Raw genomic sequence first — 25,223 nt, 5'->3', positions numbered from 1 at the left:
GGTGAGTATCTCAGTGCTCATAGCCAAAGCCACGGATCACCGCCTGCGCCTTGTCACTCTTGAGGTATTGCAGCAACGCGGCCGCTGCGGCGTTGCCCTGGCCCTTGTTCAGCAGCACGGCGTCCTGGCGCAGAGGGGAGTAGAGCGTTGCAGGCACTGCCCACACCGAGCCCTCCACCAAACGGCCATCGGCCATCACCTGCGACAGGGCGACAAAACCGAGCTGGGCATTCTGGGTGGCGACGAACTGGTGGGTTTGGGCAATGTTCTCGCCCTGCACAAACTTGGGCCGCAGGGTGTTCAGCACGCCCAGATGGGTCATCACTTCCACGGCGGCGGCTCCGTAGGGGGCGAGCTTGGGGTCGGCCAGCGCGATCTTGTCGAAGGTGCCGGATTTGAGCACCTGGCCCTGCGCATCCACCAGGCCGGGCTGCTTGCTCCACAGGGCCAGCTTGCCAATGGCATAGGTAAAGCGGCTGGCATCGACCGCCAGGCCTTCCTTGGCGAGCTTGGCCGGGGTGTCATCGTCGGCGGACAGCAGCAGGTCAAACGGCGCGCCGTTCTTGATCTGCGCATAGAACCGCCCGGTGGAGCCAAAAGCCAGCGTGGCTTTGTGGCCGGTGTCCTGCTCGAACAGGCGGGCAATCTTTTGCATCGGGGCCGTGAAGTTAGCCGCCACGGCTACCGACACCTCGCCCGCGTGGGCTGAAAACGCCATCGCCAAAGAGGCGGCCAGGGACAACAGGAAACGCTTCACGGCAACCTCGCTATTCTTCATTGGAATAGCGGGACTGTAGCATGGCCGCTGCTTCGCTATTCCACTGATGAACAGCGGTACCGCAAACGTCCGTACCACGCAGTTAACATGCCCGCATGAGCAATTCTTCCCTGCCCCTGGCCGATGTGCTGGGCCACGAGGTCACGGACAAACGCATCGACATCCTGCGCCGCATCGGCGAGGTGGGCTCCATTTCCGAGGCGGCGCGGGGCGCGGGCGTGAGCTACAAGGCCGCCTGGCAAGCGCTGGAGACGCTGACCAACCTGGCCGGCGTGCCGCTGGTCGAGAAGGTGGTGGGCGGCACCGGCGGCGGCGGGGCTGCACTGACCCCGGCAGGCCAGCGGGTGCTGCAGGCTGCCCATGCGCTGGCCGCTGCGCGCCAGCAGGTGCTGGGCCGATTGAGGAGCGACGACGACGCAGCGACCGGCCGGGCCGCCCTGGCTTTGCGCACCAGCATGCGCAACCAGTTTCCTTGCACCGTGGGCAAGGTGCGGGCCGCGGGCGGGCAGGTACGTGTGCAGCTGCTGCTGGCGGATGGGCAGGCGCTGCACGCATCCATCACCCGGGTCAGCGCACAGTTGCTGGATTTGAAGGCTGGGCTGGGTGTGCTGGCGCTGTGCAAGGCAACGGCGGTTCAGGTGGCCCCGGACCCGGCCAGTCCCGGATGCAATGCCATGGCCGGGGTGGTGCGGAGCGTGGCCCGGGGCGCTGCCCCGGAGGTAGTACTGCAGCTGCCCAGCGGCATCCAGCTGGTGGGCTTTGCTGCTGCAGGAGCCAAGGTTCGAACGGGCCAGCAGGCCACGGCGGTTTTTGACGAATCCAGCATCGTCATCGCCGCGACTTTTTGAGGGTTGACCGCCCTCCAGCGCATTTGACATCAGGGCCAGCGGCCCCCACTACCGGCTGCGGTCGCCGTCGCGCACAGATTCGATGGCGCCGTTGTAGATGCGAACTACGCCCAGGAAGGTGCCAGGCCCCCGGTCGTATGTCCACTCTTCCATGGGCACGCACTGGTTGGCAAGCACCGCTGCGGGGCTGCCCGGACGGTAGGGCGTCACCACCCAGCCCAGCTGCAGCATGGAAACGCACACGCCCTGGCGATAGATGGGGTCACCACATTTCTGGAGCAGCGTCACCGGAGAGTCTCCCTTGCCCACCAGCGAACCATTGCAGCGCAGGGACTGCGAGGCCTGGGCGGGCAGCACCGTGCACAGGGCCAGTGCGGCTGCCAGCAGTTGCAAGGTCTTTCGGCAAGTGCCTGACGGCGCGGGCTGGGTCAAAAGTGATCTCATGGCGGCGGATTCCAGAAGGCTGGACCTCACTGTACAGCGGCCTGACGCAGAAGGACGAACCCGCCTTTCGCTTCGCTTTCATGGCCCGTCCGTAGAAGCACAGTGGCCCGGGCCTGCCGCAGGCGGCATGATCGGGGGATGAAACTGTTGTTGGTCGAGGACGATTTTGATCTGGCCGGCGCCCTTAGCCGCAGCCTGGTGGCGCGTGGGTTCGAGGTGTTGTGCTGTGCCGATGGCAAGGAGGCCCTGGCGGCCGCGCGGCGCACCGCGTTTGACGTGATCACGCTCGACCTTTCGCTGCCGGGCCTGGACGGGCTGGAGGTGCTGCGGCGCCTGCGCGATGGCGGCAGCACCACGCCGGTACTGGCATTGACGGCCCGCGCGGCGGTCACGGACCGGGTGGCGGGTCTGGAGGCCGGGGCCGATGACTACCTGGCCAAGCCGTTTGACCTGGACGAACTGGTGGCGCGGCTGCGGGCCCTCACGCGCCGCGTGGGGCGCGACGGGCAGTTGCGCTGCGGGGCGCTGTACCGCGAGCCGGGCAGCGGCGTGTTCTACAACGATGCCTTGCCGCTGGAGTTGTCGCAGCGGGAGTCCGAACTGCTGCGGCTGCTGATGTCGCGCGTGGATCGGGTGGTCAGCAAGGAAGAGCTGCGCACCCAGGTGTTTGCCAACACGGACGAGCAGGTGCAAGCCGACGCGGTGGAAGTGGTGGTGCACCGGCTGCGCAAGAAGCTGGTGGGCACCAACGCCGAGATCGTGACCTTGCGCGGCGTGGGTTACCTGCTGTGCGACGCCGACAGCATGGCCGCCCACAAGACGGACAAAGCCGACAAGTCCGATAAGGGCGGGGTTGTCCGGTGACGCTGCGGCGGTGGCAGCGGCGGCCCTGGCGGCCGCGGGGCGGCTCATTGCAGCGGGTGCTGCTGGTGGGCTGGCTGGTGCCGCTGTGGGGGCTGGTGGCCGTGATCTGCGTTGTGCAATGGACCTATCAGGCGCAGCATGACGCCACCGCACAAGATGAGGCCCTGCGCCAGGCGTTGGCGCACTGGCCTGCAGAGCTGTCAGCAGAGCCTGCCGCATCCCTGCCTGCCCAACCAGTGCCCGGTGTCTGGTATCGCGAGAGCAATCTGGACGGCGAACGCCTGACGGGCAGCGCCGACCTGCCGCGTGTGCCCCCCACCGAGGCGGTACGTGACCCGGGTGCGGTGCACTTTTACCTGGCGCAGGTGGGCGACCGGCTGGTGCGGGTGGCCGTGACCTTGTACCAGCCCACCGTGGCGAAGGGGGCGCAAGCCACAGCTGCGCCCGTGGTGCGCCAAGTGGCACGCCCGCTGGGCGAGCGCCTGCCCGGTGCGCGTAGCCTGCTGGGCGGTGGCTCGGGCCTGTGGTGGGTGCTTCTGCTGGCACTGGCGATGACCGCCGTGGCGGTGCTGCTGGCGCGGGCGGCGTCGGGATGGCTGCAGCATGCCGATGTGTCGCTGATGCGGCCGCTGAGCACCGACGCTGCGGTCACGACAGAGCGTATCTACGAAGGCCCGTCGGAACTCGCGCCCGCCGTGCAGCATTTTGCCGAGCTGCAACACAGCCAGAGCCGCTGGATCGAGGAGCAGCGGCGCTTTCTGGCCGATGCCACCCACCAGCTGCGCACCCCCATGGCCGTGCTGCGCACCCAGTTGCAGGCCGCCATGGCAGGCGACATGCTGGTGGGCGATGCGCTGCAGCAGATGCTGCACACCGTGGACCGCGCCTCGGGCCTGGCCAACCAGTTGCTCAGCCTGAGCAAGGTGGAGCAGCTCAAGCGCATGGGCGAGCTGCCCAGCGTGGACCTGAACGCGATTGCCCGCGAGGCCGTGATGGAACTGGCCCCGCTGATTGCGGCCAAGCGGCTCGACTTTGCGTTGGAGGGCCCCGACACGTTGTGGGCACCCGGCGACGCGGCGCTGCTGGGCGAGCTGATGCGCAACCTGCTGGCCAACGCCATCCACCACACGCCCGTCCATGGGCGGCTGGGGGTGCTGCTGCGCGATAGCACGGGGCGGCGCGAGGTGCTGGTGTGGGACGAGGGCCCTGGCATCGACGATGCTGTGCGGCAGCGATTGTTCCAGCCGTTTTCGGCCGGGCAGGGTGGGGTGGGGCTCGGTTTGTCCATCTGCCGGCAGATTGCCGAGGCGATGGGCGCGCAGGTCACGCTGTTCAACCGCATGGACGCGGGGCAGGTCATCGGCGTGGATGCCGTCGTGACCTGGGAAGAATGAGATGCCCGTGACGCCCCCCTCTGAGACACCAACCGTGCATGGCATCGAGTTCCGGGATGTCAGCAAGCGCTACGGCTCGTCGCCCGGCGCCCCGCTGGTGGTGAACCACATCAGCTTCAGCGTGCCGCGCGGCACGCTTACCACCATCCTCGGGCCATCGGGCTGCGGCAAGACGACCACGCTGCGCCTGATTGCCGGGCTCGAATCACCCACATCGGGCCGCATCTTTATCGACGGGCAGGATGTGACCCCCCTCGGCCCGGCGCAGCGCAATGTCAGCCTGGTATTCCAGAACTACGCGCTGTTTCCGCACATGAACGTCATCGACAACGTGGTCTACGGCTTACACCTTTCGGGCTTGGGCAGGCAGCAGGTGCGCGAAAAGGCCCGCGCCATGCTCGACACCGTGGGCCTGCACGGCCTGGACCAGCGCAGGCCGCACGAGCTGTCGGGCGGGCAGCAGCAGCGGGTGGCGCTGGCGCGGGCGCTGGCGCTGGAGCCCGCGGTGCTGCTGTTCGACGAACCCCTGTCCAACCTGGATGCCCGCCTGCGCCGCGCCATGCGCGAGGAAATCCGGGCCCTGCAAGAGCGCCTGAAGCTCACTGTGGCCTATGTCACCCACGACCAGTCCGAGGCCCTCGCCGTCAGCGACCAGATCGTGGTGATGGACCGGGGCGCTATCGCCCAACGCGGCGCGCCCAGCGCGCTGTACGAGCAACCCACGTCCGAGTTTGTGGCCGGTTTCATGGGCGAGGCCATGCTTTTCGCAGCCCAGAACCACGCGCCCAGCCCGGGCAGCACCGCGGACACCGGGTATGCGCAGCTGGGCCCGCTGCGCGTGCCGTCACCCGCCGCACTGCCCACAGGCCCGGTCAAGATCGCCGTGCGCCCGGAGGCCTGGGTGATTGGCCCGGCCACATCGGCGGGCCTCGCCGCGCGGGTCATCCGCTGCACCTACCTGGGCAGCGTCATGGAATACACCTTTGCCAGCGCCCTGGGCGCCATTTTTGTGGTGTCGCCCCTGGTGGAGTTGCCGCTGGATGTGGGCGCCCCGGTCAGCCTGACGCTCGCAGACCATGGCGTATCCGTGGTGGCTGGATAAGGCGCGCGGCATTTGCCCGGTATGCGCACTGCATGCACCACGCCGTTTTGTTAACTCCCTGTTTGATGAGCCATGCCTCTGGACTACACCGTTGCTGTTTTTGACCTGGACAACTGCCTGATGGATGCGCGGGCGGTGGGCCCCTTGTTCGAACCCGCGTTCGAGGCTGTGCGGCAAGCCAACCAGGGCGCACTGAGCCCGCAGGCCCTGGATCAGGCGCTGCAGGCCTGCTGGTTCACCGCGTTCGACCTGGTGGCCCAGCGCCACCATTTCACGCCCGCCATGCGCGTGGCGGGATGGCGGCAGTTCAGCCAGATGGAAGCCACAGCACCGCTGCAGGGCTATGCCGACATCGCCCTGCTGCCTCGCATTCCGTTGCGGCGTTACCTGGTCACCAGCGGCTTTCGGCGCCTGCAGGACAGCAAGATCGATGCACTGGGAATCCGGGCCTGGTTCGAGCAAGTTCTCATCGACGCAATTGACGCGCCGCCCACCGGTGCGGGACATGGCAAGCAGGCCCTCTTTGAACAGATCCTGGCCCGCGAGGGTTGCAAGCCCCGCCAGATGCTGGTGGTGGGCGACAACCCCTTGTCCGAGCTGGCGGCCGGGCGCGCGCTGGGGGCCACCACCGTCCAGACGGTGCGGCCGGGTGTCGAGCCTTGGCCGCTGGCAGACTATCGGGTGGAGGGGCTGGAAGGGCTGCTGGCCCTGCTGTCGGCGGACGCACCGCGCGCCGCAGCGGATATGCCCCCAGCGGGCCCAGACCACAGGTTTTGAAAGAAATCAGTGTCAAGCGCTAGTGCAATATGCGCTGATAGCTATTGAATATGTAGCAAATCATGGCTGTGCGGCGAGCGCACCACGCCGAATCGGCAGGGATCATGGGAGACAATCGGCGCCCACCCTTGCCGACCTGGCGCGCTTTTCTTCGTGAACTCTCCTGTCTTCACCTCGCTGATCCCCGTCATCCTGTTCATTGCCATCGGCTTTTATGTGGGGCGGCGCGGCTGGATACGTGCCGAATCCGTCAAGGACCTGGCCAACCTCGTGTTCATGGTGCTCACGCCCGCGCTGCTGTTTCGCACCATGAGCACGGTGCACATCGAAGACCTCAACTTCGGCCCCGTGGGCATCTACTTTGTGGCGTTTGGCGTGGTCTATGCCGCCTCGTTGGCGGTGCAGGGCTTCAACACGCTGGGCGCCGCGCGGGCGCTGGCCAACACCTTCAGCAACACGCTGATGATCGGCGTACCGCTGGTGGGCCTGGTGTTTGGCGAGGCAGGGCTTGTCACGCTGTTCACCCTGATCTCCGTGCACTCGCTCATCCTGCTGACGGCCGCCACGGTGGTGTTCGAGCTGGCGGCCGCGCGCGAACACGCCGGGCGCCCGGGCGGCGTGCAGCAGCCCATGTGGCGCACCGTGCTGCAGGCCATCCGCAACGGCATCGTGCACCCGGTGCCGCTGCCCATCATTGCGGGCCTGCTGTTTGCGCAGACCGGGCTGGTGGTGCCCGAGGTGGTGGGCAAGCCCCTGCAGCTGCTGGGCCAGGCGCTGGGGCCGATTGCGCTGCTGCTGGTGGGGGTGACGCTGGCATTCACCAAGGTCGGCCACCAGTTCAAGGCCGCGCTGCGCATTGCGCTGGTGAAGTGTGTGGTGCACCCGCTGGTGCTGGCCAGCATGGGCTGGGCGCTGGGCCTGTCGGGCATGCCGCTGGCCGTGATGATCGTCGCAGCATCGTTGCCCGTGGGGGCCAACGTGTTTTTGTTCTCGCAGCGCTATCGCGTGGCCGAGGAAGAGGTGACGGCCAGCGTGGCGGTGTCTACCGCGCTGGGGCTGGTCACCATGCCGTTGGTGATTTTGGCGGTCACTCGCTGGGTCGCGGGCTGAGCCAGCGACCCAGGGCCCAGGTTCAGGTCAGGGCGCCAGCCGCTCCCGCACCCATTCGCCTGCGTCCAGCCGGTAGCGCAGCCGGTCATGCAGTCGGCTCTTGCGCCCCTGCCAGAACTCCCACTGGTCGGGCTTGAGGCGGTAGCCGCCCCAGTGCGGCGGGCGGGGCGGTTTCAGCATGAATTGCGCACCGTACTTGGCCGCATTGGCCACCAGCACGCTGCGGCCTGCAATGACCTGGCTTTGCGGACTGGCCCAGGCGCCGATGCGGGAGTCGAGCGGGCGGCTGTGGAAGTATTCGTCGCTTTCCTCGTCGCTGACCTTCTCCACCACGCCTTCGATGCGCACCACACGCTCCAGCTCCACCCAGTGGAACTGCAGGGCGGCATAAGGGTTGCCGGCAATCTGCCGGCCCTTGCGGCTGTCGTAGTTAGTAAACCAGACGATGCCGCGCTCGTCATAGCCCTTGATGAGCACGATGCGGGTGCTGGGTCGCAGGTCGCTGCCCACGGTGGCCAGTGTCATGGCGTTGGGCTCGGGCACTTCGGCGCTGATGGCTTCCTTGAGCCACTGGTCAAACTGCTGCAGGGGGGCGGCGTGCGAGGCGTCTTCGTTGAGTTCGGCGCGCTCGTAGCTCTTGCGGAGGTCGGCGATGGAGTTCGTGGTCATGGCCACGATTGTGCATCCCTCGTACGATGGCGCTTTGCGCTAGGGCAGGGTGCCGCGACCACTCACAAGGGTTTTGATAGTGGTCGAATTTGTGTTCGCTTATATTCCTGGTTCCAATGAAACCCAAAGACGACGAAAAACAGCGTGCCATTGCCCAGGCCACCTTTGAACTGGTGGCCCAGCGGGGCCTGAGCGGCCTGACCCTGGCCGACATCGCCCGGGCAGCGGGCGTGGCCACAAGCACGCTGTACGTGTACTACCCGTCCAAGGACGAACTCATCAGCCAGCTGTACCAGGACGCCAAGACCGTCACGGCCGCGCGCATCATGGACGGCATAGAACCTGGCATGCCCTACCGCGCACGGGTGCGCCGCGCCTGGGGCAACCTGCTGCGCCATCGGCTGGACCAGTACGCCGAAGTAGTGTTCCAGGAGCAGTACTACAACTCGCCCTGGTTCACCCAGGGCAACCGCGAATTTTCGACCCGGCTGATGGCGGGTTTTTTCGCGCTGATGGAAGAAGGCCAGCAGCAGGAGATCCTCAAAGCCGTGCCCATTCCGCTGCTCACGGCCAGCCTGGTGGGCTCGGTGCGGGAGACCGGCAACCTGATCCGCACCCAGGTGCTGCCCGATGACGAGGCCGTGCACCAGATGGCGTTTGGGCTGTGCTGGGATGCCATCAAGGCGTAAATCGGGTCGCTGCAAAAACTTGGCTTTTGCGGTTTAATCGAATAGTTATTCTCTTAAAACAACAAAGCGGCTCGACCTCTGCCCACGCCGCCCTACCGATTGCGCTGTGCTTTTGAGCGCTGACCTTCACCCCAAGGAGTCCCACGATGCCCACCCTCAATATCAACGGCAAAGACACGGCCGTGGATGCCGACGAATCCACCCCCATCCTCTGGGCCCTGCGCGACACGCTGGGCATGACCGGCACCAAGTTTGGCTGCGGCCAGGCGTTGTGCGGCGCGTGCACCGTGCACCTGAACGGCGCGCCGGTGCGGTCCTGCATCACGCCCATCTCTGCGGCGGCAGGCCAGAAGATCACCACCATTGAAGCCATTGCCGCCGATGACAAGGTGGGCAAGGCCGTGCACGCCGCCTGGGTGAAGCACGATGTGGCCCAGTGCGGCTACTGCCAGAGCGGCCAGATCATGAGCGCCACCGCGCTGCTCAAGGGCAAGAAAAAGCCCACCGATGCCGACATTGACGCTGCCATGGCCGGCAACGTGTGCCGCTGCGGCACCTACGTGCGCATCCGCGCCGCCATCCACGACGCTGCCAAGACCCTGGCCTGATTGAAGGAGACCACCATGCACTTCGAACCCCATGCCCTGCAGGGCCAGGCACAGCATTTCATGCCAAAACACCTCCAATCGCTAGTGGATAAAGCGCAAGGCGCTATCACTTCGGGAGCAATCGACGTATCGGACGGCGTGGCGCGCCGCACCTTCCTCAAGGTGTCTGCGGCCTCGGGCTTTGCACTGGGTGCGTTTCCGCTGGTGTCCGCGGCGCAGGGCGCGGCGGCTGCGGCGCCCACAGGCCTCAAGCCGCACGAACAGCCCTCGGCCTTTGTGCGCATTGATGCCGATGGCACCGTCACCGTCACCATCAACCGGCTGGACTTTGGCCAGGGCGTGCAGACCGGCCTGCCCATGATCCTGGCCGAGGAACTGGATGCCGACTGGAGCAAGGTGCGCAGCGTGCACGGCGACGCCAACCCGGCCTATGCCGACCCTGCGTTCGGCATGCACCTCACGGGCGGCTCCAACTCCATCAAGAACTCGTATACCCAGTACCGCGAACTGGGCGCACGCACCCGGGCCATGCTGGTCGGGGCGGCTGCCGCGCAATGGGGTGTGGACGCGTCGGCCCTGCGCACCAGCAACGGCTTTGTGGTCGGCCCCGGCGGCAAGAAGCTGGGCTACGGCCAGTTGGCCGAAGCCGCCATGAAGCAGCCCGTGCCCGAAAAGGTCACCTTGAAGGACCCCAAGCAGTTCCGCCTGATCGGCAAGCCCACCGGGCGGCTGGATGCCAAGGCCAAGTCGAGCGGCCAGCAGGACTACGGCATCGACGTACGCTTGCCCGGCATGCTGACAGCCGTGGTGGCCCGCCCGCCCGTGTTTGGCGCCAAGGTGAAGTCGCTGGACGACAGCGCCGCCAAGGCCATCAAGGGTGTGAAGGCCGTTCTGCGCGTGCCCACAGACCGGGGCGGCGAGGGCATTGCCATCGTGGCCGACGGCTACTGGCCTGCCAAGCAGGGGCGCGACGCGCTGAAGGTGGAATGGGACACCAGCGCGGTGACCAAGCCCGACACCACTGCGCTGCTGGCGCAGTACCGCGAACTGGCCGCCAAGCCGGGCAATGTGGCCATGCAGGCCGACATGGCACCGCTGGCGGGCGCCCCCCACAAGATCAGTGCCGAGTTCGTCTTCCCGTACCTGGCGCATGCGCCCATGGAGCCGCTGAACTGCACCGTGAAGCTGGACGGGGACAAGGCAGAACTCTGGATGGGCACCCAGATGCCCGGCCTAGACGCCATGGCCGCCGCCAAGACGTTGGGCCTGCAGCCGCAGAACGTCAAGGTCAACACGCAGATGGCCGGTGGCGGCTTTGGCCGCCGTGCCATCCCCACCAGCGACTACGTGGTGGAGGCCTGCGGCGTGGCCAAGGCCGTGCGCACTGCCGGCATCACTGCGCCGGTGCGCACGCTGTGGAGCCGCGAGGACGACATCAAGGGCGGCTATTACCGCCCCATGCATGTGCACCGCGCCGAGATCGGCTTTGACGCCAAGGGCAAGATCCTGGCGTGGGACCACACCATCGTCGGCCAGTCCATCACCAGGGGCTCGCCGTTCGAGGCCTTCATGATCAAGAACGGCATTGACGCCACGGCCATCGAGGGCATGAAAGAGCCCTACGACGTGCCCATGAAGCTGTCGGTACACCACCCTGACGTGAACGTGCCGGTGCTGTGGTGGCGCAGCGTGGGCTCCACCCACACGGCCTACGCCATGGAGACGCTGATCGACGAAGTGGCCCGCACAACCAAGCAAGACCCGGTGGCCTATCGTCTGGCCCTGATGGGCGACAAGCACCCGCGCCACAAGGCGGCGCTGCAACTGGCCGTCGCCCAGTCGGGCTACGGCAAGAAGAAGCTGGCCGCAGGCCGCGCCTGGGGCGTGGCGGTGCACGAGTCGTTCGAGTCGGTGGTGGCCTATGTGGTCGAGGCTTCCGTCAAAGACGGAACGCCCAAGCTGCACAGCATCACCGCAGGCGTGCATTGCAACCTGGTGGTCAACCCCAAGAGCGTCGAAGCCCAGGTGCAAGGCGCCGCGCTGATGGGCCTGGGTACCTGCCTGCCCGGTGCCGCCATCACGCTCAAGGACGGTGTGGTGGAGCAGAGCAACTTCGGCGACTACGCCGTGCCCCGCATCACCGACATGCCGCAGGTGACAGTGCATATCGTGCCCAGCGCCGATCCGCCAAAGGGCATGGGCGAACCCGGCCTGCCTCCGCTGGCGCCGGCGTTTGCGAATGCCATCGCGCAGATCACGGGCAAGACGCCACGCGAGCTGCCGTTTAAGTTGGCTTGATAAAGCTTGTTGGAGTGAGAGCGCCGGGTTTGGGAGAGCCCGGCGCTTTTTTTATGACCTATCCATCTGCTTCGGGTCGGTGTCCGACCATAGCATTGCTCTGGTTGTGTTTTGGCACGCAGCTTTCGGCCTAGCTCAAGCGGCAGAGAAATGACTGCAATGCAGCGATTGCGGCCGTTCACGGATGCGCCATCACGTCAATGCCATTCCCCAAAGCAGTCAAATTTATGCACCTGCCTTTGCCGCATCTTTAGGTGAGCAACTGACGTAGGTAAGCGATAGGATGGGTACGGGGATTCAGGGGGCTATCTCCGACAGGCGTTGACTCGGCACGTTCCGAATTGGGTAACCTACAGGGTTTGAAGTGAGCTTAGGTGTGCCCGCATTCCTGCTCGAGTAAGACTCTTCTTCAAGAACTCTTAAAGAATATAACCCATGGTCAATCTACCAATTTATGTTGGAACTGCTGCAACTGACGCGCAATTCCCGCACCTACTTTTGACGCGGTCCACTTGGGATGACTATGGATATCAGACCTCGTTCAAGCTCTACTTCTTTAAGGAAACTGGAGAGAAGGTCTCTATCGGCACGATAAAGATAGGTAAGAAAAATCAAAAACATGGACGCACGCTTCTTCCACAAATAATTCAAAAACCACTCGACCAAGACTACTTTTCGCTGGGGCAAACTGAAGATTTTTATAAAAATCTCAAAGAATGCTTGATGGCTGAGCAATATAATAGCGTTTTGCGGAACTTGCGCGACGTAACTGTCATAAACGGTCTTTTGGACAAAGTACGTGAAGAGCAAGTATTCTCTTCATCCCTGTCTCGCTTTTTGGGGGCGCAAGCGTTGGTCAAGCCCGGGCTATCCGAAGATACGGTAGAAATCTCGTTTTCATGCAGCCTTCATGGCTCGAAGCTCTCAACTCTATGTCGCTTGAAATTCAACCAGACTTCAAATATTCCAGGTGTTTTAAATGCAATGGTTGGTAAAAATGGTGCAGGAAAGACACAACTTTTAGCAAACTTCGTTGCATCAGTATTGGGCTTGGCCGAACGAGGAGTAACCATAGTTGGCCGAGAGTCAATAAGAAAGGTTATCGTTATCTCTTATAGCATATTCGATAGATTCTTTCTTCCTGACCACATTAAGGTACCCGGAACTTCCAGTAGGACCGAATACCTCACAAAAGACCTGAGATACGCCTACATCGGCATGCGTGAAGCATCTAAAGACGGGGGACTGGAACCAAGATTGCAAGTTCAACCACCTTTTCGCGTCGATTTACATCATCTATCCGGGAGTTGATTGAACAACGCGCGTACGACGATTGGCTTCAATCGATTTCGCCAATCCTGACAGAAGCCGGCTTTTCTGAAAGTGACCTTGCTGACGAGAGCTCAGTACGCCGCCGGTTCAGCAAACTCGGGGCAGGTCATAAAGCGACACTGTCAATGCTTACGGATTTATATCGCGAAATTGAACCCGGCGCACTTGTCGTTATTGATGAGCCGGAAAATCACCTTCATCCTGCGTTGCTTTCGACGACGATGCATATTTTACGCACCTTGCTTCAGCAAAGGAAGTCTTTCGGACTCGTATCCACACATTCACCAATTGTTATCCAAGAGATTCCGTCAAAATATGTCCAAATTCTGAAGAAAATTGATGGCCAAGCCGAATTCGAGAGGTTGAGCGTCGAATCATTTGGCACAAGCGTAGATAGTCTCATTGCGTGCGCCTTTGGAATGCCCGCCGACATGCCAAGTTATGTAGATGTTCTAAAGAGTCTAGCAAAAAACAAATATGAACTAGATGACATTGAAGCTGAGCTGGAGAGACCCTTGAGCGCTGAAGCGAGGAGCTTCTTTTGGAGCATGAAAAATTTATGAAGAATATTCCTGTCGTAAGCGCAATTGAGGATGTATCTAGCTATGAAAGAGTCATAGCCTCCACTCGAGGCGAGAAGAAATCTGTCCTAGATTCGGAGAAGTCGAAAGTTACGACTGCCTTGAATAAATATTCCGATGCAATCGTAAATGGAACAGCAAAGCCATTGGGATTCACGGACGATTGCAAAGACTTTCATTATTCGCTGTATGACGGTACTTCGATTGTTATTAAGCAGCTCAAAAGTGATTTGAGAAGTAGCTATGATGGACACAATTGTCCTTACTGCCAGATTGACTGTGTCTCCCACATAGATCATTTCCTACCGCGATCAAAATTTCCCGAGTTATCTGTATCGCGTCAAAATTTATTAATGTCTTGTGATACTTGTAATTCAGTCTTAAAAAAAGAGATTTGGGGAAATAAGTTGCGACAGAAAATTATGCATCCAATGTTGAATGAAATTTTGAATGATGTATATCTCATTGCAGATGTTAACTATGTACCCCAAGCCATTCGAGTTGATTTTAAAATTCAAACAGGGCTGACCCTTTCGCCATTGCTTAATAGACACTTTTCGACGATGAATTTGAACGATAGGTACCGCACGCGCGCCACTCTTTTGGAAGTGCCAAAGATGTCGAAAATATTGGCGGCTGAGCCTACGACTCCTAAAAAGACGAATCGTCTTAATATTTTTGTTCAGGATCAAATATTGGTAAACGAACCAAATTCGATGGAACACGCTTTCTACTCAAAAGTCCTTGCTATAGTTCCCGCCATTGCCACGGGCGGGCTGACCTGACGGGTTTCTTCGAACCAGTCTACACCTGCACCGCAAATTAAGTGCCCGATTTCAGGTATACACCGGTCATGCGATTTGTAGCCCTTCGAATGACCGGTGATGAACGCCGTTGCCGCTCAGGTCATAGTTCTCGAGGGACCCAGATCAGCCTATAGCGGTATCCCATCCCTCCTAACACCTTTGGTGTGCGGTTGCGAATGGTGGGTGTTAAGCCATGGGCTTAGCGGCGCTCAATACTCTAGTTCCGCCCCCAGATCGCCCAGCTTTTTCGCAAAAGAGTCCCTGCGTTTTGCCGCCTTTGCCGCTGTTTCGGTGGCGGCTTGAATGGCCTCAGGGCCTTTATTGGCAGCAGCTTTGATCAGTCCGAACTTGCGAGCGGCATCCGCCTCGGCCCGCTTGAAAGTGGCAATCAGTTCAGCATGCGCAACGGATCGGTTCACAGTGGCTCCTTTATCGATCAGCGCCGTCACGCTTCAATTTGGACGCTGGCGCGAAGCAAGGCCGTTTTCAATTCGCGCGTTGCCGGTTTGGAAATATCCACCTTTTGCACCGCCAACTCGAACGAAGAACCTGGCTTGATGCTGGTGGGCAGTATCTTTTTGGCCGGAAGCTTGGCAGGGTAGGTGCCTTTGCCCGGACACATGCGAACGGAAAACCCGAATTCTTCGAGCAGGCCTTTGGCATACAGCTCCGCCAATTGGTGAAACGATACGAAGGTGGAGCGTTTTACGTCTTTGAGTCCGGGCTGGCTGACGTCGCGAACGAGCTCGAATTTGCCCAGTGAATCGCGCTGCGTATCGGTAAACGGGTGCAGCAAGAAAGTCTGGCGAACGCCATCCTTTTTAGACACCAAAGTGTGCTCGACGGTTATATCGGTTAGCAGCATATTTTTTCTATCTCCGCGAGTTGCGGTTTGCACGGCCACATCCGCTAGCGAGCCTCACTCAAAATCTCAGATTTTGTTGTCAAACCCCGTCACCGGGGAGCACGATGCGGTCAAAAATCGTCCGCGGGGCGGGGACTTTAACTGAAGGGCCGTCCATGGCAGTTCCATAGTGCACGGCAAACAAACCGGTTCGGGCCAAAACTGCCTGCCCATGGTGGTTGAGTGAAAGTTCGAAATCAGCCTGAGGCCGTTTGCGGCGCTGCAGACCAATCCTATTGAATGAAAAGTACTATTAGCGCTTTGCAGATAAGCGCTGACAGCTATCAATATTGAAGTGATCGACAGGGCATTGTTGGCGGCGCGGCCATCACTTCATTTCAAACTAGGCTGGTTGACTTTGCGCCCTGGAGACCCTCCGAGGAGCGTGCCCCGCAGTCCCTCAGCCTATCCGCCGGTCCATGAGATGCTCTGGCCCCAGCGCTGCACAGGTGGTAGCGCCCAGCATCGCCAGGTTGCGGTCGACCTCGGCGCGCAATAGCTCGATGGCCGCTGCTACGCCCGCCTCGCCGTCCACTGCAGCGGCGTAGTTGAAGGGCCTCCCCACAAACACTGCCTGCGCGCCCAGTGCCAGGGCCTTGATCACATCGGTGCCCCGGCGGATGCCGCCGTCCAGCATCACCGTCATGCCGCTGCCCGCCTGCTCGACAATCGCGGGCAGCACGCGCAGCGGGGCCACGGCGCCGTCGAGCTGGCGGCCGCCGTGGTTGCTGACAATGATGCCGTCCACCCCGTGCTGGCGGGCCAGGGCGGCGTCCTGCGGGCTGAGGATGCCCTTGACCACTAGCGGGCCGCGCCACTGGCGGCGGATGTGGGCGATGTGACTCCAGTCAAAGTGGTCGCGCGCGGCAAAGTCGCGCTGCACGCGCGAAGACAGGATGGGTGCGCCGCGCTCGGCAAACGAGTTTTCAAAATGTGGCATGCCGTGGCGTGCCAGCGTGCGCAGCAGCGTGCCCGCCAGCCAGCGCGGGCGCACCATGCCGTCCCACGCCAGGCGCAGGCTGGGGCGCAGCGGGGTGGAGAAGCCCGCGCGGATGTTGTTCTCGCGGTTGCCGGCCACGGGGATATCCACCGTCACCACCAGGGTCTGCACGCCTGCCGCAATTACGCGCCACAGCAAGGCGTCGATGCGTTCCGGTGTGCCGGGCAGGTAGGCCTGGAACCAGGTGCCGGGGGCTGCGGCCATCACTTCTTCCAGCCGGATGAGGGAGCTGCCGCTCTGCACGGCCGGAATACCCGCCGCTGCCGCCGCACGGGCCAGCACGATGTCGCTCCGGTAGGCCGACAGCGCCGCTATGCCCATGGGCGCGATCCCGAAGGGGCTGGCGTAGCGCTGGCCGAACAGGGTCACGCCCTGGTCACGCTCGGCTACGTTGCGCAGCACGCGGGGGACAAGGGCGATCTCGCGGAACGCCTGGCGGTTGTCGTCCAATGCCAAGTTGTCCTCGGCCGCACCGGCCACGTAGCCAAAGATGGGGCGTGGCAGCACGCGGCGGGCGGCGGCTTCAAAGTCGTCCAGCGACAGCAGATCGGCCGTGCGGCCGCTCCGGCGCGTGCCGTTGAAAGCGCCCCAGGCGTTGGGGGAGGGCGGTTGGGGTGTGTAGGAGGGGGTGGACATGGCGTGGTTTCAGGCAAAAGCAAACGAGGGCTGGAAAGCAGTGTCCTGAAATCGCAATAATCAAGAAAGCGAATTTATTGCGAATCATTTGTTTGCCAAATTAGAAATAACTTCACGACATGACCCTCAAACAGCTCGAAGCTTTCTACTGGGCCGCCACCTGCAGCAGCTTTGCCATGGCGGCCGAGCGGGTGCACTTGTCGGTGTCGTCCCTGTCCAAGCGGATCGCCGAGCTGGAGGCCTCGCTGGGCCAGGTGCTGTTTGACCGCGCAGGGCACCGCGCGGCGTTGACGGAGGCAGGCACGCGGCTATTGCCACTGGCGGGTGGGTTGCTGCAGCAGGCGGACCGTTTGCAGCAGGAGATGGGTAGCACCACTGGCCTGCGCGGCCCCTGCCGACTGGGGGTGGGCGAGTTGACGGCAATTACCTGGCTGCCTCGTTTGGTCTCGGCCCTGGCGGCGGCGCATCCGGCGCTGGAAGTGTCTGTGCATGTGGATGTGGGCGCGGTCCTGGCGGAGCGGCTGGACAAAGGCGAGCTGGATGTGGCCGTGATTGCAGGCCCCGCCAGTCGCAGCACGCTGACGTCAGTGCCGTTGGCGCATGCGCGCTTTGCCTGGTGCGCAGGTCCTGGCGTGGCGCGCAGCCTGCATCAGATGGACGCCGACGCTGTGCAGTCGCACCCTCTGGTGACCCTCCCGCAGGGCTCGGGGGTGACCCACCTGATCGACAACTGGCTGCGACAGGCCGATGCGCGTCCCGCGCGCCGATTGATGTGCAACCACTGGGGCGCGATTGTGGGCTTGCTGGCACAGGGCAGCGGCATTGGCTTGCTGCCCGAGGGCTGGGCGCAAGCCCTGTGCGAACGGGGCGTGCTGCAGCCGCTGGACAGCCCGGTGCCCCTGGGCTCGCTCGGCTACGCGCTCCACAGCCGTCGGGACGACCTGCGGCCCCTGGTGGGCATGCTGCACGGCATGGCGTCACAGCACGCGGATTTCACGGGGGGGAGCGGCGCGTTCTGACGGCCTGATGCGCGGATGGTGGCCCTAGAATCGCGCCGACTGCAAGCCGCAGCCGCCGGTCCCCGGAACCTGTTCAAGCGCAACCCCATGCTCCAAACAACCTCGCTCCCCGTCGTTCTGGTGCTGGCCTCGGGCCGGGGAGCGCGTTTTGCTGCATCCGGCGGTGCGGTGCACAAGCTGCGCGCGCCCTTGGGGACAAAAACCGTGCTGGAGCACACCCTGGATGCCGTGCGCGCCAGCGGTTTGCCCTGGCACTTGGAAGATGCAGGCCACCCCGGCATGGGAGATTCGATCGCTGCGGCTGTGCGCGCCACGGCCCAGGCGCCCGGCTGGTTGGTTTTGCCGGGGGATTTGCCACTGATCCGCCCCGACACCTTGCGCACCATGGCCGCCGCGCTGGCAGACCCGGACTGCGCCGTCGCCATGCCGGTGTACCAGGGCGAGCGCGGTCACCCCGTGGGGTTTGCGGCTGCATGTTTGCCCAGCCTGCTGGCGCTGACTGGCGAGCAGGGCGCCGCCAGCGTGGTGCGTGCGCAAGCGCAGCAGGGCAGGGTACGGCAGGTGAAGGTGGATGACGAAGGCACGGTGACCGACATAGACACCGTGCCAGACCTGGAGCGCGCCGCACAGTTGCTGGCGGCGCGCGGGTAGCGGCGGCGAAGGCCGCTTTCGCTTTCCTTTACTTGGACGCGATCACCGCACAGGCCAGGCGCGGGCCTGCGTTGCCGGTGGGCTGCGTCTGGTAATCGTCGGGGTCGCGGTGAACGATCAGGCCCTTGCCGACGATGTCGGTGGTCGGACCGCCCACACTGATGGATTTCGACACAAAGCTGAAGGCGGCCACGCCGTACTTGTCGGCCTTGAGGCTGGGCAGGTCGCCGGTGTGGTGTTCGGCAGCGCCGTGGGCACCGTGGGGTTTGGCAGTGGGGTTGAAATGTCCGCCGGTGCTCATGCCGTCGCCGCTACTGCAGTCACCCTTTTCGTGGACGTGAAAGCCATGCTCTGCGCCCGGCTTGAGTCCACGCACCTCGCCAGACACCTGCACGCCATCACCCGTCTGCACGAACGTGACCGTGCCGTTGGCGGTATTGCCACGGGTGGGCTCCAGCTTGGCGGTGGCGCGGTTGCCGGACAGATGGGAGGCGCAACCCACCAGCGCCACAGCCGCCAGGGAACACAGTGCAAAAGCAAAACGAATCTTCATGACTCAAACTCCTCGGTGCGAATGAATGAACGCGGGATTGAACCCGATACAAAGGCGCAGTCTCGCAAGCCACTGCCCGCGAGTCCAGAAAAATGTGCACTATGACTCTTTTTGGGCCAGTGCGATCAACCGGGCCAGAGCCCGGTCATGGATGCCGTGCTTTCGCAACTCGTCATAAGTGGCCTGGGCGTAGTCCCGCGTGGTGCCGTAGCGCCCGCAGGCCTCATCAAAGATGCGGCGGTATTCATGGTCGGGCAGCTCGCCGGTGTGGTTGGGGCTTTTGCGGGACAGGGTGAAGGCCAGCGCACTCACCGGCCCCTGGGGTGTCTGGCAGGTGAGCCAGCGCGGGTCATACACGGCGGTAGGCATCTCGCGCTGCCACAGGTTGATCATCACCTGCCGCGCATGGGCCTTGTCTATGCGGAACACCATGCCCCGGCAGCTGCCGCCCGACAGCATGCCGAACACCAGGCCCGGGCACTCGGGCGTGCCCCGGTTGATGCGGCTCCACATCTTCAGCGCCCGGTGCCAGCCGTGGACCTTGGCGGGGCGGCGCTCGGCATAGTCAAAATCCGGCCGCCAGATGAGCGAGCCATAGCCAAAGATCCACAGGTCCTGCTGGCCGCCCCATTCCTGGAGGGCACGCTCCAGCATGGGTGCCGGGTCTCGCAGTGGGGCGGGCAGATTCGTCATGGCTTCACTCTACAATCGAAAGCTTTGCTGCAATCGGCCAGGGCCTTGTTTTCGCACTCTCTTCAGGGTCGGCCAACCACTTTTTTCATCACTACAGGGATCCCTTCATGTCCAGCTCTGACGACGATAGCCAAGAACGTTTTGCCCTCGGTTTTCTCTTTGCACTGATTGCGTTGGTGATCTCCGTGGTGGTGGGCACCGTGGTGGTCAAGCGTCTGGGTGCCAAGGCCCCGGCACAGCCCGCAGCGGTGGTTGTGGACGCTGCTCCGGCCGCACCGGTTGCCGTCGAAGAAGATGTTGCCAGCGTGCGCGTTGAAAACGGTGTGGTGAAGTTCTACTTTGCAACCGCCAAGGCCGAACTGGCCGCAGGCGCCAACGAAGCCCTGGCTGATGTGGTCAAGGGTGTGGCTGAAGGCAAGAAGGCCGTTGTTTCGGGCTTCCACGACGCGACGGGCGACGCGGCCCTGAACGCAGAACTGGCCAAGCAGCGCGCAGTCGCCGTGGCCGAAGCGCTCAAGGCCCTGGGCGTGGGCGAAGACAAGGTCGAGCTGAAGAAGCCCGAAGAAACCACCGCGACCGGCAGCAACGCCGAAGCACGCCGTGTGGAAGTGACGCTGGGCGGCCTGTAAGCGCTGTCTCCCTCCCCAACAAAAAAACCCGGCAGTGCCGGGCTTTTTTTATGGTCAAAATGGCCGCTTGCGCTGGTGGAACATGCGCAAGCAGCTATCTATTTAATAGTAGCAGTTACCGCAGCCCCTGGCCGCCTGCGCCTTCGGCGCGCTGGATCAACTCGATCTTGTAGCCATCGGGGTCAGTCACAAACGCGATCACCGTGGTGCCGCCCTTGACCGGGCCGGGTTCGCGCGTCACGTTGCCGCCCGCCGCCTTGATCTTCTCGCACGCTGCATACGCATCGGGCACACCCAGGGCAATGTGGCCGTAGGCCGTGCCCATGTCGTAGCTTTCCACACCCCAGTTGTAGGTCAGCTCGATCTCGGCCTGGCCGGGGTTGCCGCCCTCAAAGCCCAAAAAGGCCAGCGAGTATTTGTACTCGGGGTTCTCGGACTGGCGCAGCAGCTGCATGCCCAGTACCTTGGTGTAGAAATCAATCGAGCGTTGAAGGTTGCCAACGCGCAGCATCGTGTGGAGGAATTTCATCCCTTCGATTGTGCAGGCAAGTCAAAAACCAGGCAGGTGGTGGTGGCGTGGGCGTACAGCGTGCCGTCCGGCCCCACCAGCCGCGCCTCGGCCGTGGCCAGCTGGCGCCCGCAGTGGATCACGCGGCCCTCGGCACGCACCCGCTGCACCTTGGGCGTGATCGCCCTGACCAGGTTGATGCCCAGCTCGGCCGTGGTGTAGCCGCGCCCGGGCTCCATGCGGGTGTGGATGGAGCAGCCCAGGGCGGAGTCGAGCAGGGTGGCAAACCAGCCGCCGTGTACCGTGCCCATGGGGTTCAAGTGCTCTGCACGAGGTGTGCCCTGGAAGATGGCGATGCCTTCGCCCACTTCGACGATCAAGAAGTCCAGCGTCTTGGCAATGGCCGCGTAGGGCAGCTCGCCGCGCAGCATGGCCTGCATTTGCTGCAGGCCGTTCAGGTGGGCAATCTGGTCGCGGGTGGCCACGCCAGGGCCAGGGCCTGCATCCAGCGTGGCGAGGATGTCGCGCTCCTGCGCCAGCCAGTGTTCGAGGTGATTGTTAGAGGTCATGGTGTGTCCGGGTTGTTGATGGGGGCGAAACTTTTAGATTGCATATGCAATTATTGTAGATACAATTAAATGCATGCAAGCCGAACCGTCCACCCTGGCCCTCGTGCTGCCGCAGGGCTGCACCAACTTCAAGCTGCGCCAGCTGATGCGCCGCGTCGCCAACCACTACGACGCCGAAATGGCGAAGTGCGGGCTCAAGACCACCCAGTACTCGCTGCTGTCCCACGTGCTCAAGCTCGGGCCGATCCGCCCGGGCGATCTGGCAAGCGAGATGAAGATGGATGCCTCCACGCTCACGCGCAACCTGCGTCCACTGGTCGATGCAGGTTGGGTGACGCTGAAGGCAGGCACGGACGCACGCAGCCGCCTGGTGCACATCACCGATGCGGGCCGCGACAAACGCGCGGAAGCGCAGCGCCACTGGAAAGCCGCGCAACTGGCGCTGAATGAAACGCTGGGTGTGGAACGCGTGATGGCGCTGCATGCGCTGGTGGACGATTCACTCGATTTGCTGGCAGCGCTGCCAGCGCCGGAGGCAGGGCATGACGAATAACACGACCCCTCAAGCCGCAGCCAGGTCTGCCGCGCCACTGGCCCTGTGGCTGGTGCTGCTGGCCGCAGCAGGCACCTTTGCGATGACGATGGGCACACGCCAGACCATGGGTCTGTTCCTGTCCGCGCTCAACACCTCCACCGGCCTGGGCATTGGCAGCATCAGCCTGGCGTTTGCGTTTGGGCAGCTGTGGTGGGGCCTGACCCAGCCGTTTGCCGGCGCGGTGGCAGACCGCATCGGCACGGGCCGTGTGATCCTGATAGGTGTGGCGCTGGTGGCGCTGGGCACGTTCATCACGCCGTACATGACCACCACGGCCGGGCTGATCTTTGCGATTGGCGTGCTGGCCGCGGGTGGCGCGGGCATGGCCGGGCCGTCGGTGCTGATGGCGGCCACTGCGCGGTTGGTGCCGCTGCAAAAGCGCGGACTGGCCAGCGGTATCGTCAACGCGGGCGGCTCGTTCGGTCAGTTTGTGATGGCGCCCATCGCCATCAGCCTGACGGCCGCCGTGGGCTGGGCCAGTGCCATGCAGTGGCTGGGCGTGCTGGTGCTGCTGGCGCTGCCGGCGGTGTGGGTGCTCAAGGGCAACTCCAACGCGCTGGCGGCGCAGGCTGCGGCGGCGTCCGGCCAGAAGGCGCTGACCGCGCGCGAGGCCATTGCCCAGGCGTTGGCCACGCCCAGCTACCGGTATCTGGCGGCGGGCTTTTTGGTGTGCGGATTTCACGTGGCGTTTTTGGCCACGCACTTGCCCGGCGTGATTGCGGCCTGCGGGCTGTCGCCCGAAATAGGCGGCTGGTCGCTGGCAGTGATCGGGCTGTTCAACATTGTGGGTAGCCTGGCCATGGGCTGGGCGGTGGGGCGCTGGCGCATGAAGTCGCTGCTGTCGCTGTTGTATGCGGTGCGTGGCCTGGCGGTGCTGATCTTCCTGTTCGCCCCCAAGACACCCGCCGTGGTGCTGATCTTCGCCGCCGTCATGGGCATCACGTTCCTGTCCACGGTACCCCCCACAGCCGGACTGGTCGCCAAGATGTTTGGCACGGCCAACATGGCGATGTTGTTTGGCATCGTGATGCTGTCGCACCAGATGGGCGGCTTCCTGGGCGCCTACCTGGGCGGCAGCGTGTTCCAGGCCACCGGCAGCTATGACTGGGTCTGGTACATCGACATCGTGCTGGCCCTGGGCGCAGCGCTGGTCAACCTACCCATCCGTGAAGCACGCCTGGCCCGGCCCGCCGCCACGGCCGCCTGAACGAACCAACACCCCCTCTTCAAGAAAGCCATCGAAATGACGCAGTCTCCGGCCAGCCACGCCTCGACAATCACAAAGCCCCCGATCTACCTGGAAGACTTGTCGGTGGGCGACCAGTTCACCAGCGGCGAACACGCCATGGACGAGGCGCAGATCACCGCGTTTGCCGCGCAGTTCGACCCGCAGCCCTTTCACCTGGACGACGCCGCAGCCCGTGACACGCTGTTTGGCGGCCTGGCCGCCAGCGGCTGGCACACGGCGGCCGTGACCATGCGCTTGCAGGTGACCAGCGGCCTGCCGATTGCGGGCGGCATCATCGGCGCTGGCGGCGAGCTGACCTGGCCCCGGCCCACGCGCGCCACCGATGTGCTGCATGTGGTGAGCGAGGTGGTGCAGATCCAGCCCTCCAAGTCCAAGCCCGACCGGGGCATGGTCACCGTGCGCAGCGAGACGCGCAACCAGCACGGCGATGTGCTGCAGCTGACTACCGTGCGCATCGTCGTGCCACGCAAGCCTGCAGCCGGTGGGGCAGGGGCCTGACGTGTCCGAGGCACTGAACCCACGCACCCGCATGCTGCTGGAGGCGCCCATCGCGCCCACCTTGCTGCGGCTGGCCGCGCCCAACGTGCTGGTGATGCTGGCGCAGGCGGGCGTCGGCCTCATCGAGACCTACTTTGTCGGCAAGCTGGGCACGGATGCGCTGGCGGGCATGGCGCTGGTGTTTCCGGTGGTCATGTTGATGCAGATGACCTCGGCAGGCGCCATGGGCGGCGGCATTGCATCGGCCATTGCCCGCGCCTTGGGTGCACGGCGGCGCCAGGATGCCGATGCGCTGGTGCTGCATGCGCTGGCCATTGCAGCAGTGTTTTCGCTGGTCTTTACCGTGGGCGTGGTGGGAGGAGGGCGCTGGCTCTACACCCGCATGGGCGGCACCGGCGGCGCGCTGGATGCGGCGCTGGTCTATTCCAACTGGGTGTTTGCGGGCGCGTTTCTGGTCTGGCTGTTCAACACGCTGTCGGCCGTGATCCGGGGCACGGGCAACATGGCTGTGCCGGCGTATGTCACAGTGCTGGGTGCGTTTGTGCTGGTGCCGCTTTCGCCGCTGTTCATCTTTGGCTGGGGCCCTATGCCCGGCCTGGGGATTGCTGGGGGCGCCATTGCGCTCATGGCCTATTACCTGATCGGCAGCGTGGTGCTGGCCGCCTATCTGTGGTCACCGCGCAGCCTGCTGCGGCCGTCGCTGGCACACATCCGGTTTCGCTGGGTGTTATTCAAGGACATCCTGCGGGTGGGCCTGGTGGGTACGGTGTCTACCGTTGCCACCAATCTGGCGATTGGCGTGACCACCGCGTTGGTAGGTGGCTTTGGCACGGCTGCCATTGCGGGTTACGGCACCGCATCGCGGCTGGAATACCTGCTGGTGCCGCTGGTGTTTGGCCTGGGTGCACCGCTGGTGGCCATGGTGGGCACCTGTATCGGTGCAGGCCAGCGCGAGCGCGCCTTGCGCGCCACCTGGATCGGCGCGGCCATGGCGTTTGTGATGGCCGAGGCGATTGGCCTGTGGGCGGCGGCGTTTCCCGGCGCATGGCTGTCGTTGTTCAACAGCGACCCCGCCATGCTGGATGCGGGGGCGCTGTATCTGCGGACCGTCGGCCCGGTGTACGGTTTTTTCGGCCTCGGCCTGGTGCTGTACTTTGCCTCGCAAGGGGCAGGGCGCCTGCTCTGGCCCGTGATCGGCAACATCGTGCGCCTGGCGGTGGCCGTCACCGGCGGCTGGCTGGCCCTGCGCTGGGGCGGTGGACTGGCTGCCGTGTTTGCGGCGCAAGGGGCAGCGCTGGTGCTGTATGGCCTGGTAAACGCCTGGGCTATTGCCGGCGGCGCCTGGTTCGGCCCGGTCGGCTGGCCGCGCAGCACCTCAGGGCTGCTGCAGCGCATGCCACAGGTCTGAAAATCATAAAA

Annotated in this window: 29 protein-coding genes; 19 read left to right on the top strand and 10 right to left on the bottom strand. The window is 63.6% G+C overall.

Annotated elements, in window-relative coordinates:
• Positions 1–10: 10 nt before the first annotated feature.
• Complete coding sequence (gene modA / locus ACOYR4_RS11490) at positions 11–778, bottom strand: molybdate ABC transporter substrate-binding protein (RefSeq protein WP_422846688.1); 768 nt, start codon at positions 776–778, stop codon at positions 11–13.
• A gap of 95 nt (positions 779–873) precedes the next feature.
• Here modA and ACOYR4_RS11485 point away from each other — a divergent pair, with 95 nt between their 5' ends.
• Positions 874–1,626, top strand: coding sequence for a TOBE domain-containing protein (locus tag ACOYR4_RS11485; RefSeq protein ID WP_422846687.1), 753 nt, complete (start codon positions 874–876; stop codon positions 1,624–1,626).
• A gap of 48 nt (positions 1,627–1,674) precedes the next feature.
• On the opposite strand, the gene ACOYR4_RS11480 is transcribed toward ACOYR4_RS11485, so the two are convergent.
• The gene (locus ACOYR4_RS11480; protein ID WP_343736280.1) at positions 1,675–2,070 is read right to left on the bottom strand and encodes a DUF2845 domain-containing protein; all 396 of its coding nucleotides are present in this window, start codon (positions 2,068–2,070) and stop codon (positions 1,675–1,677) included.
• Between the two features lie 138 nt (positions 2,071–2,208).
• Between ACOYR4_RS11480 and ACOYR4_RS11475 the strand changes: the two genes are divergently transcribed.
• From ACOYR4_RS11475 to ACOYR4_RS11455, 5 genes are all read left to right on the top strand, one after another.
• Positions 2,209–2,934 (top strand): response regulator transcription factor, encoded by a 726-nt coding sequence (locus ACOYR4_RS11475; RefSeq protein WP_422849610.1) that lies wholly within the window; start codon positions 2,209–2,211, stop codon positions 2,932–2,934.
• Between the two features lie 56 nt (positions 2,935–2,990).
• On the top strand, positions 2,991–4,328 hold the full coding sequence (locus ACOYR4_RS11470) for an ATP-binding protein (RefSeq protein ID WP_422849652.1): 1,338 nt from the start codon (positions 2,991–2,993) through the stop codon (positions 4,326–4,328).
• A 1-nt stretch (position 4,329) separates the two neighbouring features.
• On the top strand, positions 4,330–5,430 hold the full coding sequence (locus ACOYR4_RS11465; protein WP_343736283.1) for an ABC transporter ATP-binding protein: 1,101 nt from the start codon (positions 4,330–4,332) through the stop codon (positions 5,428–5,430).
• A gap of 72 nt (positions 5,431–5,502) precedes the next feature.
• A complete protein-coding gene (locus ACOYR4_RS11460; protein ID WP_422849609.1) occupies positions 5,503–6,207 on the top strand; it encodes an HAD family hydrolase in 705 nt (234 codons plus the stop codon).
• A 153-nt stretch (positions 6,208–6,360) separates the two neighbouring features.
• Positions 6,361–7,317: an AEC family transporter gene (locus tag ACOYR4_RS11455; protein ID WP_422849608.1), complete on the top strand. Its 957-nt coding sequence runs from the start codon at positions 6,361–6,363 to the stop codon at positions 7,315–7,317.
• A gap of 27 nt (positions 7,318–7,344) precedes the next feature.
• On the opposite strand, the gene pdxH is transcribed toward ACOYR4_RS11455, so the two are convergent.
• Entirely contained in the window at positions 7,345–7,986 is a 642-nt protein-coding gene (gene pdxH, locus ACOYR4_RS11450) for a pyridoxamine 5'-phosphate oxidase (protein WP_422849607.1), read from the bottom strand.
• 116 nt (positions 7,987–8,102) lie between these two features.
• Between pdxH and ACOYR4_RS11445 the strand changes: the two genes are divergently transcribed.
• From ACOYR4_RS11445 to ACOYR4_RS11420, 6 genes are all read left to right on the top strand, one after another.
• Positions 8,103–8,675, top strand: a complete 573-nt coding sequence (locus ACOYR4_RS11445) for a TetR/AcrR family transcriptional regulator (protein WP_015014099.1) — start codon at positions 8,103–8,105, stop codon at positions 8,673–8,675.
• A 146-nt stretch (positions 8,676–8,821) separates the two neighbouring features.
• The gene (locus tag ACOYR4_RS11440; protein ID WP_015014100.1) at positions 8,822–9,283 is read left to right on the top strand and encodes a (2Fe-2S)-binding protein; all 462 of its coding nucleotides are present in this window, start codon (positions 8,822–8,824) and stop codon (positions 9,281–9,283) included.
• A gap of 15 nt (positions 9,284–9,298) precedes the next feature.
• Positions 9,299–11,581 carry a molybdopterin cofactor-binding domain-containing protein gene (locus ACOYR4_RS11435; protein ID WP_422849606.1) on the top strand — a complete coding sequence of 761 codons (2,283 nt, stop codon included), beginning with the start codon at positions 9,299–9,301 and terminating at the stop codon, positions 11,579–11,581.
• A gap of 435 nt (positions 11,582–12,016) precedes the next feature.
• Positions 12,017–12,892 (top strand): hypothetical protein, encoded by an 876-nt coding sequence (locus ACOYR4_RS11430; RefSeq protein WP_422849605.1) that lies wholly within the window; start codon positions 12,017–12,019, stop codon positions 12,890–12,892.
• Positions 12,889–13,476 (top strand): AAA family ATPase, encoded by a 588-nt coding sequence (locus tag ACOYR4_RS11425; protein ID WP_422849604.1) that lies wholly within the window; start codon positions 12,889–12,891, stop codon positions 13,474–13,476. Before ACOYR4_RS11430 ends, ACOYR4_RS11425 begins: the two co-directional genes overlap by 4 nt.
• Entirely contained in the window at positions 13,473–14,279 is an 807-nt protein-coding gene (locus ACOYR4_RS11420) for an HNH endonuclease (RefSeq protein WP_422849603.1), read from the top strand. The genes ACOYR4_RS11425 and ACOYR4_RS11420 overlap by 4 nt, the downstream gene beginning before the upstream one ends.
• A 230-nt stretch (positions 14,280–14,509) precedes the next feature.
• On the opposite strand, the gene ACOYR4_RS11415 is transcribed toward ACOYR4_RS11420, so the two are convergent.
• The 3 genes from ACOYR4_RS11415 to ACOYR4_RS11405 form a co-directional block, all read right to left on the bottom strand.
• Positions 14,510–14,719: a hypothetical protein gene (locus tag ACOYR4_RS11415; RefSeq protein WP_422849602.1), complete on the bottom strand. Its 210-nt coding sequence runs from the start codon at positions 14,717–14,719 to the stop codon at positions 14,510–14,512.
• Between the two features lie 26 nt (positions 14,720–14,745).
• Positions 14,746–15,165, bottom strand: a complete 420-nt coding sequence (locus ACOYR4_RS11410; protein ID WP_422849601.1) for a hypothetical protein — start codon at positions 15,163–15,165, stop codon at positions 14,746–14,748.
• A 439-nt stretch (positions 15,166–15,604) separates the two neighbouring features.
• On the bottom strand, positions 15,605–16,840 hold the full coding sequence (locus ACOYR4_RS11405; protein WP_422849600.1) for an alpha-hydroxy acid oxidase: 1,236 nt from the start codon (positions 16,838–16,840) through the stop codon (positions 15,605–15,607).
• Positions 16,841–16,959: 119 nt separating this feature from the next.
• Between ACOYR4_RS11405 and ACOYR4_RS11400 the strand changes: the two genes are divergently transcribed.
• Positions 16,960–17,859, top strand: coding sequence for a LysR family transcriptional regulator (locus ACOYR4_RS11400; RefSeq protein WP_422849599.1), 900 nt, complete (start codon positions 16,960–16,962; stop codon positions 17,857–17,859).
• Positions 17,860–17,946: 87 nt separating this feature from the next.
• Positions 17,947–18,510 carry a nucleotidyltransferase family protein gene (locus ACOYR4_RS11395; protein ID WP_422849598.1) on the top strand — a complete coding sequence of 188 codons (564 nt, stop codon included), beginning with the start codon at positions 17,947–17,949 and terminating at the stop codon, positions 18,508–18,510.
• Between the two features lie 28 nt (positions 18,511–18,538).
• Here ACOYR4_RS11395 and ACOYR4_RS11390 read toward each other — a convergent pair whose 3' ends face one another.
• Together ACOYR4_RS11390 and ACOYR4_RS11385 are read right to left on the bottom strand one after the other, a co-directional pair.
• Positions 18,539–19,063, bottom strand: coding sequence for a superoxide dismutase family protein (locus ACOYR4_RS11390; RefSeq protein ID WP_060983890.1), 525 nt, complete (start codon positions 19,061–19,063; stop codon positions 18,539–18,541).
• 99 nt (positions 19,064–19,162) lie between these two features.
• Positions 19,163–19,756 (bottom strand): gamma-glutamylcyclotransferase, encoded by a 594-nt coding sequence (locus ACOYR4_RS11385; protein WP_422849597.1) that lies wholly within the window; start codon positions 19,754–19,756, stop codon positions 19,163–19,165.
• A gap of 107 nt (positions 19,757–19,863) precedes the next feature.
• On the opposite strand from ACOYR4_RS11385, the gene ACOYR4_RS11380 reads away from it, so the two are divergent.
• Entirely contained in the window at positions 19,864–20,385 is a 522-nt protein-coding gene (locus ACOYR4_RS11380) for an OmpA family protein (protein ID WP_422849596.1), read from the top strand.
• Positions 20,386–20,500: 115 nt separating this feature from the next.
• Here the strand turns inward: ACOYR4_RS11380 and gloA are convergent, their stop codons facing one another.
• Both gloA and ACOYR4_RS11370 read right to left on the bottom strand, forming a co-directional pair.
• Complete coding sequence (gene gloA, locus ACOYR4_RS11375) at positions 20,501–20,914, bottom strand: lactoylglutathione lyase (protein ID WP_015014110.1); 414 nt, start codon at positions 20,912–20,914, stop codon at positions 20,501–20,503.
• On the bottom strand, positions 20,911–21,462 hold the full coding sequence (locus ACOYR4_RS11370) for a PaaI family thioesterase (protein ID WP_422849595.1): 552 nt from the start codon (positions 21,460–21,462) through the stop codon (positions 20,911–20,913). Before ACOYR4_RS11370 ends, gloA begins: the two co-directional genes overlap by 4 nt.
• A gap of 73 nt (positions 21,463–21,535) precedes the next feature.
• Here ACOYR4_RS11370 and ACOYR4_RS11365 point away from each other — a divergent pair, with 73 nt between their 5' ends.
• From ACOYR4_RS11365 to ACOYR4_RS11350, 4 genes are read left to right on the top strand one after another with little or no spacing between them, the layout of a single operon-like run.
• Positions 21,536–22,015 carry a MarR family winged helix-turn-helix transcriptional regulator gene (locus ACOYR4_RS11365; protein ID WP_422849594.1) on the top strand — a complete coding sequence of 160 codons (480 nt, stop codon included), beginning with the start codon at positions 21,536–21,538 and terminating at the stop codon, positions 22,013–22,015.
• A complete protein-coding gene (locus tag ACOYR4_RS11360; protein WP_422849593.1) occupies positions 22,005–23,264 on the top strand; it encodes an MFS transporter in 1,260 nt (419 codons plus the stop codon). Before ACOYR4_RS11365 ends, ACOYR4_RS11360 begins: the two co-directional genes overlap by 11 nt.
• Positions 23,265–23,300: 36 nt before the next feature.
• On the top strand, positions 23,301–23,804 hold the full coding sequence (locus tag ACOYR4_RS11355) for a MaoC family dehydratase (RefSeq protein ID WP_422849592.1): 504 nt from the start codon (positions 23,301–23,303) through the stop codon (positions 23,802–23,804).
• A 31-nt stretch (positions 23,805–23,835) separates the two neighbouring features.
• Positions 23,836–25,212 (top strand): MATE family efflux transporter, encoded by a 1,377-nt coding sequence (locus ACOYR4_RS11350; protein ID WP_422849651.1) that lies wholly within the window; start codon positions 23,836–23,838, stop codon positions 25,210–25,212.
• The last annotated feature ends 11 nt before the right edge of the window (positions 25,213–25,223 follow it).

This window comes from Acidovorax sp. M14 (genome assembly GCF_049331375.1).
GTDB lineage: Bacteria > Pseudomonadota > Gammaproteobacteria > Burkholderiales > Burkholderiaceae_C > Acidovorax.
The sequence above is the reverse complement of the archived record's forward strand: the minus strand, read 5'-3'. Positions and strand labels throughout refer to the sequence as shown.

Excerpts from the sequence above, each read along its gene's own strand:
- ACOYR4_RS11480 (WP_343736280.1), bottom strand. The coding sequence starts at position 2,070 with ATGAGATCACTTTTGACCCAGCCCGCGCCGTCAGGCACTTGCCGAAAG.
- ACOYR4_RS11410 (WP_422849601.1), bottom strand. The coding sequence starts at position 15,165 with ATGCTGCTAACCGATATAACCGTCGAGCACACTTTGGTGTCTAAAAAG.
- ACOYR4_RS11435 (WP_422849606.1), top strand. The coding sequence starts at position 9,299 with ATGCACTTCGAACCCCATGCCCTGCAGGGCCAGGCACAGCATTTCATG.
- ACOYR4_RS11485 (WP_422846687.1), top strand. The coding sequence starts at position 874 with ATGAGCAATTCTTCCCTGCCCCTGGCCGATGTGCTGGGCCACGAGGTC.
- ACOYR4_RS11380 (WP_422849596.1), top strand. The coding sequence starts at position 19,864 with ATGTCCAGCTCTGACGACGATAGCCAAGAACGTTTTGCCCTCGGTTTT.
- pdxH (WP_422849607.1), bottom strand. The coding sequence starts at position 7,986 with ATGACCACGAACTCCATCGCCGACCTCCGCAAGAGCTACGAGCGCGCC.
- modA (WP_422846688.1), bottom strand. The coding sequence starts at position 778 with ATGAAGAATAGCGAGGTTGCCGTGAAGCGTTTCCTGTTGTCCCTGGCC.
- ACOYR4_RS11465 (WP_343736283.1), top strand. The coding sequence starts at position 4,330 with ATGCCCGTGACGCCCCCCTCTGAGACACCAACCGTGCATGGCATCGAG.
- gloA (WP_015014110.1), bottom strand. The coding sequence starts at position 20,914 with ATGAAATTCCTCCACACGATGCTGCGCGTTGGCAACCTTCAACGCTCG.
- ACOYR4_RS11370 (WP_422849595.1), bottom strand. The coding sequence starts at position 21,462 with ATGACCTCTAACAATCACCTCGAACACTGGCTGGCGCAGGAGCGCGAC.
- ACOYR4_RS11405 (WP_422849600.1), bottom strand. The coding sequence starts at position 16,840 with ATGTCCACCCCCTCCTACACACCCCAACCGCCCTCCCCCAACGCCTGG.
- ACOYR4_RS11365 (WP_422849594.1), top strand. The coding sequence starts at position 21,536 with ATGCAAGCCGAACCGTCCACCCTGGCCCTCGTGCTGCCGCAGGGCTGC.
- ACOYR4_RS11385 (WP_422849597.1), bottom strand. The coding sequence starts at position 19,756 with ATGACGAATCTGCCCGCCCCACTGCGAGACCCGGCACCCATGCTGGAG.
- ACOYR4_RS11460 (WP_422849609.1), top strand. The coding sequence starts at position 5,503 with ATGCCTCTGGACTACACCGTTGCTGTTTTTGACCTGGACAACTGCCTG.
- ACOYR4_RS11430 (WP_422849605.1), top strand. The coding sequence starts at position 12,017 with ATGGTCAATCTACCAATTTATGTTGGAACTGCTGCAACTGACGCGCAA.
- ACOYR4_RS11400 (WP_422849599.1), top strand. The coding sequence starts at position 16,960 with ATGACCCTCAAACAGCTCGAAGCTTTCTACTGGGCCGCCACCTGCAGC.
- ACOYR4_RS11420 (WP_422849603.1), top strand. The coding sequence starts at position 13,473 with ATGAAGAATATTCCTGTCGTAAGCGCAATTGAGGATGTATCTAGCTAT.
- ACOYR4_RS11350 (WP_422849651.1), top strand. The coding sequence starts at position 23,836 with ATGCTGCTGGAGGCGCCCATCGCGCCCACCTTGCTGCGGCTGGCCGCG.
- ACOYR4_RS11390 (WP_060983890.1), bottom strand. The coding sequence starts at position 19,063 with ATGAAGATTCGTTTTGCTTTTGCACTGTGTTCCCTGGCGGCTGTGGCG.
- ACOYR4_RS11395 (WP_422849598.1), top strand. The coding sequence starts at position 17,947 with ATGCTCCAAACAACCTCGCTCCCCGTCGTTCTGGTGCTGGCCTCGGGC.
- ACOYR4_RS11445 (WP_015014099.1), top strand. The coding sequence starts at position 8,103 with ATGAAACCCAAAGACGACGAAAAACAGCGTGCCATTGCCCAGGCCACC.
- ACOYR4_RS11475 (WP_422849610.1), top strand. The coding sequence starts at position 2,209 with ATGAAACTGTTGTTGGTCGAGGACGATTTTGATCTGGCCGGCGCCCTT.
- ACOYR4_RS11440 (WP_015014100.1), top strand. The coding sequence starts at position 8,822 with ATGCCCACCCTCAATATCAACGGCAAAGACACGGCCGTGGATGCCGAC.
- ACOYR4_RS11355 (WP_422849592.1), top strand. The coding sequence starts at position 23,301 with ATGACGCAGTCTCCGGCCAGCCACGCCTCGACAATCACAAAGCCCCCG.
- ACOYR4_RS11360 (WP_422849593.1), top strand. The coding sequence starts at position 22,005 with ATGACGAATAACACGACCCCTCAAGCCGCAGCCAGGTCTGCCGCGCCA.